The sequence below is a fragment of the Streptomyces sp. NPDC097619 genome, from assembly GCF_040302735.1.
Lineage (GTDB): Bacteria > Actinomycetota > Actinomycetes > Streptomycetales > Streptomycetaceae > Streptomyces.
On the sequence record NZ_JBEOSD010000014.1, the window covers coordinates 77,130 to 84,547 of the forward strand.

A 7,418-nucleotide genomic window follows, 5' to 3' on the forward strand; every position below is an offset into this window, starting at 1 on the left:
CTCCGATGAGCTCCGCCCCGTTCCCCTGCCCCTGCGGGCTGCCCGCCCCCTACGAGGTCTGCTGCGGCCGTTTCCACTCCGGCGGGCAGCAGGCGCCGACCGCCGAGCTGCTGATGCGCTCCCGCTTCAGCGCCTTCGCCGTCGGGGACACCGCCTACCTGTTGCGCTCCTGGGCCGCCGGGACCCGGCCGCGCTCCCTGGACCTGGATCCGGAGCAGCGCTGGGTGAAGCTGGAGGTGTTGGGAACCGGGCGCGGCGGTCTCTTCGACACCGAGGGCTCGGTGGAGTTCCGGGCGCACTACCGCGAGGGCGGGCACGCCGGTTCACTCCACGAGGACAGCCGGTTCGTGCGGGAGGACGGGGCCTGGGTGTACGTGGGCCCGCTGTCCCCGGTCTCCTTCGACTGACCGGAGCGGTGCGGTCGGGGCCGTCCGGGCCTCGGCGAGGGCCAGTCCGAGGCCGGCCCGGTACCAGGCGATCTCGTCGGGCTCCGCGGCGCGCAGCAGCGGGTCGGCGGTGCGGGCGGCCTCGCCGGTGCGGGGGTGCCCGAACGGCGGGGCCGGGGCGAGGGCTTCGAGGAGCCTGCGCACGGCCGGGTCGGGTACGGCGGCGGCGAGCGCTGCCGGTCCGAGCAGCCAGGCGGGGACGGCGGCCCGCTCCCACGGATCGGTGCGCTGTCCCAGCAGCATGCCGGCGTGCCTGCCTCGCCAGTTCCTGGCCCGCAGGTCCGTGCCGGCGGCGATCCGGTCCCGGTCCCGCTCGGACGCCCGGCCGCTGAGCAGCACCGGGTGCCGCTCGGCAAGCGCCCGGACCTCCCGTTCCAGGTAACACCAGACCACGGCCCGGTAGCGGTTGACCCGGTACGCGACCGGGGTGAGGTACCCGCAGCGGGCGAGCCGGGCGAACCGGCCGGGGCTGATGCCGAGGAGCGCGGCGCCCGGGGCGGCGCCCACCGTGCGGACCCTGCCCCGCAGCGTCTCGGGGAATCCGGGTCGGGCCCTGATCCGGTCCAGCTCGGCCCGGGCGTAGTGGCGGACCCCGTCGGGCCCGCGGGCCGCGGTCCGCACCAGCCCCAGCTGCACGGCCGTCTCGAACTCGCCGCGGCGCAGCGCGAGCTCGGCGGCGGCCCGGGATCCGGTGCAGGTCCGCTCCGCGATCGCCGCGGGGACGGACCCGTACGCGGCGCCGGTGATGGGTGCGGGTGCGGGTGCGGCCGGAGCGGACCACGCCGCGCGCACGAGGGGGTGGACGGGGCGGAACGGGTACGCGGTCATGACGGACTCCACGGGTCGCACGGCCCCGGGCACGACGGCCCCGGACCCCGAGCCACGGTGACTCGGTGCGACAGAACGTAACCGAAAGCGACGACGGCCCGCCCGGCCTGTGGACAACTACCCGAAGTCGCCCCGTCCGCCGAGGCCGCCCTCCGTGGCGCGGGCCCGTTCCGCCACGCTCAGGTGCTCGCCGACGCGGTTCACCAACAGGGTCATCTCGTACCCGACCTGGCCGATGTCGGCCTCCGCGGCGCTGAGCACGCACAGGGAGCTGCCCTCGCCGGCGGCCATGACGAAGAGCATCCCCTCGTCGAACTCGATCATCGTCTGCCGGACCCGACCGGCCCCGAAGTGCATCCCCGAACCCCTGGCCAGGCTCTGGAGGCCCGCGGAGACCGCCGCGAGGTGTTCGGCGTCGGCCCGTTCGAGGCCGCCGCTGGAACCGGTCACCAGACCGTCGTTCGACAGCACCACCGCATGCCGCACCTGATGGACGCGCCTGGTCAAGTCGTCCAGCAGCCAGTCGAGTTGCCTGTCCAGCGCCATGAACGTAGCCTCCCCGTCCGCGCGGTCGCCCCCGCCCCCGCGTGCTCGTCCCGCAAGCCTTCCCCACCAGCGGCTTTCGGGCAAGGAGGATGTCCCCATGGCGAAGAGAATGACTCAAGAGGAATGGCGGGAGTTCGTCTCGCATTCCACCCGAACCGGGAAACTCTCCACGGTCCGTGCCGACGGGAGCCCGCACATCGCTCCCGTCTGGTTCGTTCTGGACGGGGACTCCTTTGTCTTCAACACCGGGAAGGACACTGTCAAGGGGCGGAATCTGGCCCGTGACGGCCGGGTGGCGCTGTGCGTGGACGACGACCGCCCGCCGTTCTCGTTCGTGGTCATCGAGGGCCGCGCCGAGATCGACGAGGATCCGGCGGAGCTGCTGCGCTGGGCCACCAGGATCGGCGGGCGCTACATGGGCGAGGAGAACGCGGAGGCGTTCGGGCGCCGCAACGCCGTCCCCGGCGAGCTGCTGGTACGGGTCCGGATCGAGAAGGTGATCGCCCACGCGGACATCGCGGACTGACCGCGGGGCCCGGTCGGGATCCGGGCCCGACCGCGGGCCGGGTCCGGCCGGGCCGCTCAGACCTGTTCGGCCCGCGGGGCCACCGCGTGCAGCAGTCGTGCGGCGTGCACCCGGCCCGCGTACTCCACGAGCCGGATCAGCACCTCCTTGCCGGAGTCCTTGTCGCGGGCGTCGCAGAGGACCACGGGGGTGCCCTGCTCCAGGTCCAGGGCCTTGGACACCTCGTGCGCCCCGAAGGTGCGGGCCCCCGTGAAGCAGTTGACCGCGACCACGAACGGGATCTCCCGGTGCTCGAAGTAGTCCACCGCGGGGAAGCAGTCCTCCAGGCGCCGGGTGTCGGCGAGCACCACCGCGCCCAGCGCGCCCTGGGAGAGCTCGTCCCACAGGAACCAGAAGCGGTCCTGCCCCGGGGTCCCGAAGAGGTAGAGGGAGAGTCCTTCCCTGATGGTGATGCGCCCGAAGTCCATGGCGACCGTGGTCGTGGTCTTCTGGTCCACTCCCCCGGTGTCGTCCACCGACTCCCCCGCCTCGCTGAGGAGTTCCTCGGTGCGCAGCGGGCGGATCTCGCTCACCGCGCCGACCAGGGTGGTCTTGCCCACCCCGAACCCCCCGGCCACCAGGATCTTCAGGGCGAGGGCCGCGAGCTCCTCGTCCTCCCCGGTGCGGTCCTGTTCCCTGTCCGTCACAACGCCCTCAATCCTTCGATGACTTCCCGCAGAATCCGTTCGTCCGGCAGTTGGGCGGGCGGCACCGGGCGGCTCACCCGGACGTGTCCACCCTCCAGCAGGTCCCCGAGGAGCACCCGGACCACTCCGATCGGCAGGTCGGCGTCCGCGGCGAGCTCGGCCACCGACTGGGTCTCGGCCCGGCACAGCGCCAGCAGGGCCCGGTGTTCCGGACCCATCAGGGACTCGCCGGCCGCCCCGGCCCCCGCCGGGTCCACCGCGACGAGGGCGATCAGGTCGAACCGGACCCCGCTCGGTCCGGGTCTGGTCCGGCCGCCCGTCATCGCGTAGGGCCGCACGAGGGGACCCGCTTCGGCGTCGTACCAGTGCGATGACGGGGTCGGGGCGGCGGCCCGGTCCGGGGCGGGCGCCGTGCCGGGTCGCGGGCCGTCCGCGAGGGGGCCGTGGCCGGTCATGGGCCGTCCCGTCCTCAGCCCGCGGCGGGGGGACGGCCGCCCGCGAACCGGGGCGGGGTGTAGAGGTGTTCGCCGACCCGTTTGACCAGGCGGGCCATCTCGTAGGCGATCAGTCCGATGTCGGCCGCCGCCGTGCTGAGCACCGCGAGGCAGGAGCCGTCCCCGGCGGCGGCGACGAAGAGGAAGCCCTCGTCCATCTCCACCATGGTCTGGCGGACGGAACCGGTCCGGAAGTGCCGTCCGGCCCCCTTGGCCAGGCTGTGGAACCCGGAGGCCACGGCGGCGAGGTGCTCGGCGTCCTCCCGGCTGAGGGCGCTGGAGGCACCCACGGCGAGGCCGTCGTTGGACAGGACCACGGTGTGCCGGACCTCGCGGACCCGGGCCACCATGTCGTCCAGGAGCCAGTCCAGTTCCCCGGAACGGCCGGCCGCGCCGAGCGGTCCCTGCTGCGCCCCTCCGGGTCCACCGGCGGTCCGCGGGTCTCCGGAACCGCTTCTCTGGTGTTCGATCACGAGTCTTCTCCTCGGGTGGTGGCGGTGGGGTGGGTGTCCTCGGCGGTGCCCCGCGCCCAGCCGTCGCGGTAGGCGGCCATCCGGTCCCGGGCGTCCTCGGGGCTGCGGTCGGCGGGGGTCCGGGGTGAGCGGGGGCCGGGTCCGTCCGGGCCGTGGTACTCGCGCAGTTGCGGCACGAGGCTGGCCTGCCGGACCCGCCGGGGCAGGGCGGTGACCCCGGCGGGCAGCGGCCCCATCGGGTCGGGCAGGCCCGGCCCGGCCCCACCGGGTCCGGACCGCTGCGGGCCGGCGGCGGGCGGCGGACCGGTGCGACCCGTGCGGGGACCCTGCGCGCCGCGGGGCCGGAGGGTGGCCACGGTGGCCGGACGCGATTCCCCGGCGACACCGGCGGCACCGGCGGCGGGGGAATCGGCCGCCCCGGTGGAACCCGCACGGTCGGTGGTGCCCTGTTCGTGGCCGGCGGGGCCCGCCGCGCGCGGGGAGCGGGCCGCGTCGCGGGCGGTGGATCCGCCCGCCGGTCCGGCGCCGGGCATCCGGTCGCCGTCCCGGTCCCGGCCCTCGGCGCGGTGCGGGACTCCGTCCCGGAGGGTTCCCACGGGCACCGGGCGATCGGGGCGCGGCCCGTGGTCCGGGCGCAGCGGGTCCGGGCGGGCGGACTCGGGGCCCGTCCCGGCGGGGTGTGCGGGGCCCGTGGGCCCGTGGGGGGCCGGGCCCGCCCCGCCGTGACCGCCGCCCCGGGTCCCGTGCCCTTCCCCGGCCGGGTACCGGTCGGCGGGCCGGACCGGGCGCCGGTCGGCGCCGGGGAACGGGGGACCGGGCACGTCGGCGTCCGCTCCACCGCCGCGGACCCCGGAGGCCACCGTCTGCGGCACCGGGCGAGCGGCGACCGGGTCGTCGACACCCCCGGACCGGCCGTCCCCGGAGCGCTCCTGCGCGTCCGCGCCCCGGTGGCTCCCGTCCCGCGGGTCACCGGCGGCCCCCGCCGTTGGGGTTGCGACCGGCAGGGCGCCTTGGAGGAGCGCGGCGGGCAGCAGGACCACGGCCGTGGTGCCCCCGTAGGGCGAGGTCCGGAGGTGGACCCGGATGCCGTGGCGGGCCGAGAGACGGCTGACCACGAACAGGCCGAGCCGGTCGCTGTCGAAGAGGTCGAGGCCCTCGGACTGTTCGATGCGCCGGTTCGCCTCGGCGAGGGTGTCGCGGCCCATGCCGAGTCCGCGGTCCTCCACCTCCAGGACGTAGCCGGTGCCCACCTGCTCGCCGCTGACCCGCACCTTGGTGTGCGGGGGCGAGAACTGGGCGGCGTTCTCGATGAGTTCGGCGAGGAGGTGGGTGAGGTCCGCCACGGCCCCGCCGATCACGGCGGCCTCCGGAAGGCGGTGCACCTCCACGCGCGGGTAGTCCTCGATCTCGGAGACCGCGGCGCGCACGACGTTGGTGAGCGGGACCGGGGTGCGCCAGGCCCGGCCCGGTGCGGCGCCGGAGAGGATGATCAGGCTCTCGGCGTGCCTCCGCATCCGGGTGGTGAGGTGGTCGAGGCGGAACAGGTCGCCGAGTTCGCCCGGGTCGTCGGCCCGCCGCTCCATGGAGTCGAGGAGGGTGAGCTGCCGGTGGACGAGGACCTGGCTGCGGCGGGCGAGGTTCACGAACACCCCGGAGATCCCGCCGGCCAGTTCGGCTCGTTCCACGGCGGCGTCGAGGGCGGCCCGGTGCACGGTGGCGAGGGCCTCGGCCACCTCCGCGATCTCGTCCTCGGGCCGGGGCCCGACGGGGGCCTCGGCGGCCACGTCGATCTCCTGTCCGGCGCGGAGCCGGTCCATGGCGTAGGGGAGTTTGCGGCGGGCGATGTCGAGGGCGTCGTTGCGGAGGGCGACCAGCTCCACGACGAGCCCGCGGCCGATCCGCACCGAGATGACCAGCGAGGCGGCGACGGCCAGCAGGCCCAGCAGGACGGCCCCGCCGGAGGCGCTCAGCACCCCGCTGACCAGCGGGTCGACGCGGTGGGCGGCGCCCTGGTGGGCGCCGGTCTCCACCGCGCGCATCGCGGCGGCGACCTCACCGACCGCGGCCTCCCAACCGGCGGGGACGGTCCGCCCCCGCGCGCGGTCCCCGTCCGTGCCGGCGTCGGTCCCGGTCCCCCGGTCGGAGGAGTCCGTGCCGGAGCCGGTGCCCGTCGTCGCTCCGTTCCCGGCCGCGGGGGCCGGTTCGGGGGCCCTTTCCGGGGCCGGCGCGAGCAGGGCGTCCTCGGCGGCGGTCAGGGCGGCGTAGCCACTGCTCCTGGCCGTGCGCTCCCACTGGGCGCGCTGGACGGCGGGGAGGTCCGGGGCGGCGGCCTCGGTGAGGGTGCGGCGGCTCTCGGCGGCGGCGGTGAAGCGGCGGACCGTTTCCGCGGGCAGGGTCCCCGGTCCGCCGGGAGCGTCGGCCGCGGCGTCGGCCCCCGCGAGGAGGGCCTCCTCCCGGGAGAGCTGTTCGGTGGCGCGGGCGAACTCCAGCAGCACGCGGGAGCCGGTGTCGCGGGCCGCGCCCGCGGCCGTTCCCGCGGTGCCGGCGCCGCCCTCCGCGAGGGTGCCCTGCACGGCGAAGGCGGTGCCGATGACCTCCGTGTAGGAGTCGAAGGCGGTGTCCGCGCCGGTCTCGCGGGCGGTGAGCGCCGCCCGGTCGGCGGCCAGGGCCTCGGCCGCCGCGACGAAGGCGCGCAGGCTCCGGGCGACGGCCGGGGGCTGGTCCCCGGAGTCGGCCACGGTGTGCCGGGGTCCCAGGCGCAGGGCGGCGACGGCGGTGTCGGTGCGACGGCCGCGTTCGGTCAGGGCGGCCGCCGGCACCGCGCCGGGCGCGGCCAGGTAGCGCACGGCGGCCCGGCGTTCGGCCTGGAGCTCGGTGACGGCCCGGCCGACGGGGATGCGGATCTGCTCGTCCACGCGCTGGAGGCGGCTGAGGCGGGAGACGTCCTGGGCGGTGCCCACGGCGGCCAGGGCCCACAGGGCGAGCAAGGAGACCACGGGGACCATCAGCAGCGAGATGATCTTCGCGCGGACCGTGGCGGGGCGGAGTCCGGGCCGCCGGGGGCCCTCCCCCGCGCGGTCCCCGGGGCGACCCGCGTAGCCGGCGTACTCGTCGGCGGGCGGTCCGGCGTGCGCGCGGCGACCGCGCGCCGGGGGCGCGGGCAGCCGGGACGCCGGGGCGTCCTGGGGGGTGCGGGGTGTGCGCATGGACTCCTCGTTCCGGGTGGCCGTACGGGTGGTGCGGGAGGGGTGGGTCGGGCAGGTGGGGCGATCGGGTCACCGGGGGGCGCGGCGGTGGCCGGGCTAGGCCGTGTCTTCCGGATCTTGCCTGGCCCGCGACGCCTGGCACCGCACCTCGCGGCACTGCGCGCGTTCCGCGCTTCGTCTCGGCTCCTCTTCGAGGACCTTGGAGGCCGAGCT

General features: G+C 76.4%; 8 protein-coding genes. 2 read left to right on the forward strand and 6 right to left on the reverse strand.

Annotated features, from left to right (window positions below):
• Nucleotides 1–5 precede the first annotated feature (5 nt).
• The gene (locus ABTZ17_RS06440; protein WP_352194364.1) at nt 6–407 is read left to right on the forward strand and encodes a YchJ family protein; all 402 of its coding nucleotides are present in this window, start codon (nt 6–8) and stop codon (nt 405–407) included.
• Here ABTZ17_RS06440 and ABTZ17_RS06445 read toward each other — a convergent pair.
• Nucleotides 324–1,274 (reverse strand): DUF6397 family protein, encoded by a 951-nt coding sequence (locus ABTZ17_RS06445; protein ID WP_352194365.1) that lies wholly within the window; start codon nt 1,272–1,274, stop codon nt 324–326. The genes ABTZ17_RS06440 and ABTZ17_RS06445 overlap by 84 nt on opposite strands.
• Nucleotides 1,275–1,391: 117 nt before the next feature.
• Nucleotides 1,392–1,820: a roadblock/LC7 domain-containing protein gene (locus ABTZ17_RS06450; RefSeq protein WP_352194366.1), complete on the reverse strand. Its 429-nt coding sequence runs from the start codon at nt 1,818–1,820 to the stop codon at nt 1,392–1,394.
• 97 nt (nt 1,821–1,917) lie between these two features.
• Between ABTZ17_RS06450 and ABTZ17_RS06455 the strand changes: the two genes are divergently transcribed.
• Nucleotides 1,918–2,346: a PPOX class F420-dependent oxidoreductase gene (locus tag ABTZ17_RS06455; protein WP_352194367.1), complete on the forward strand. Its 429-nt coding sequence runs from the start codon at nt 1,918–1,920 to the stop codon at nt 2,344–2,346.
• Nucleotides 2,347–2,402: 56 nt separating this feature from the next.
• Here the strand turns inward: ABTZ17_RS06455 and ABTZ17_RS06460 are convergent, their stop codons facing one another.
• From ABTZ17_RS06460 to ABTZ17_RS06475, 4 genes are all read right to left on the reverse strand, one after another.
• Entirely contained in the window at nt 2,403–3,032 is a 630-nt protein-coding gene (locus ABTZ17_RS06460) for a GTP-binding protein (RefSeq protein ID WP_352194368.1), read from the reverse strand.
• Nucleotides 3,029–3,487: a DUF742 domain-containing protein gene (locus ABTZ17_RS06465; protein WP_352194369.1), complete on the reverse strand. Its 459-nt coding sequence runs from the start codon at nt 3,485–3,487 to the stop codon at nt 3,029–3,031. The genes ABTZ17_RS06460 and ABTZ17_RS06465 overlap by 4 nt, the downstream gene beginning before the upstream one ends.
• Before the next feature lie 14 nt (nt 3,488–3,501).
• Nucleotides 3,502–3,897, reverse strand: a complete 396-nt coding sequence (locus tag ABTZ17_RS06470) for a roadblock/LC7 domain-containing protein (RefSeq protein WP_352194375.1) — start codon at nt 3,895–3,897, stop codon at nt 3,502–3,504.
• Nucleotides 3,898–3,995: 98 nt separating this feature from the next.
• Complete coding sequence (locus tag ABTZ17_RS06475) at nt 3,996–7,205, reverse strand: nitrate- and nitrite sensing domain-containing protein (RefSeq protein WP_352194370.1); 3,210 nt, start codon at nt 7,203–7,205, stop codon at nt 3,996–3,998.
• Nucleotides 7,206–7,418: the final 213 nt, after the last annotated feature.

Coding starts and splice junctions, on each gene's coding strand:
- ABTZ17_RS06465 (WP_352194369.1), bottom strand. CDS start 3,487: ATGACCGGCCACGGCCCCCTCGCGGACGGCCCGCGACCCGGCACGGCG.
- ABTZ17_RS06440 (WP_352194364.1), top strand. CDS start 6: ATGAGCTCCGCCCCGTTCCCCTGCCCCTGCGGGCTGCCCGCCCCCTAC.
- ABTZ17_RS06445 (WP_352194365.1), bottom strand. CDS start 1,274: ATGACCGCGTACCCGTTCCGCCCCGTCCACCCCCTCGTGCGCGCGGCG.
- ABTZ17_RS06450 (WP_352194366.1), bottom strand. CDS start 1,820: ATGGCGCTGGACAGGCAACTCGACTGGCTGCTGGACGACTTGACCAGG.
- ABTZ17_RS06455 (WP_352194367.1), top strand. CDS start 1,918: ATGGCGAAGAGAATGACTCAAGAGGAATGGCGGGAGTTCGTCTCGCAT.
- ABTZ17_RS06475 (WP_352194370.1), bottom strand. CDS start 7,205: ATGCGCACACCCCGCACCCCCCAGGACGCCCCGGCGTCCCGGCTGCCC.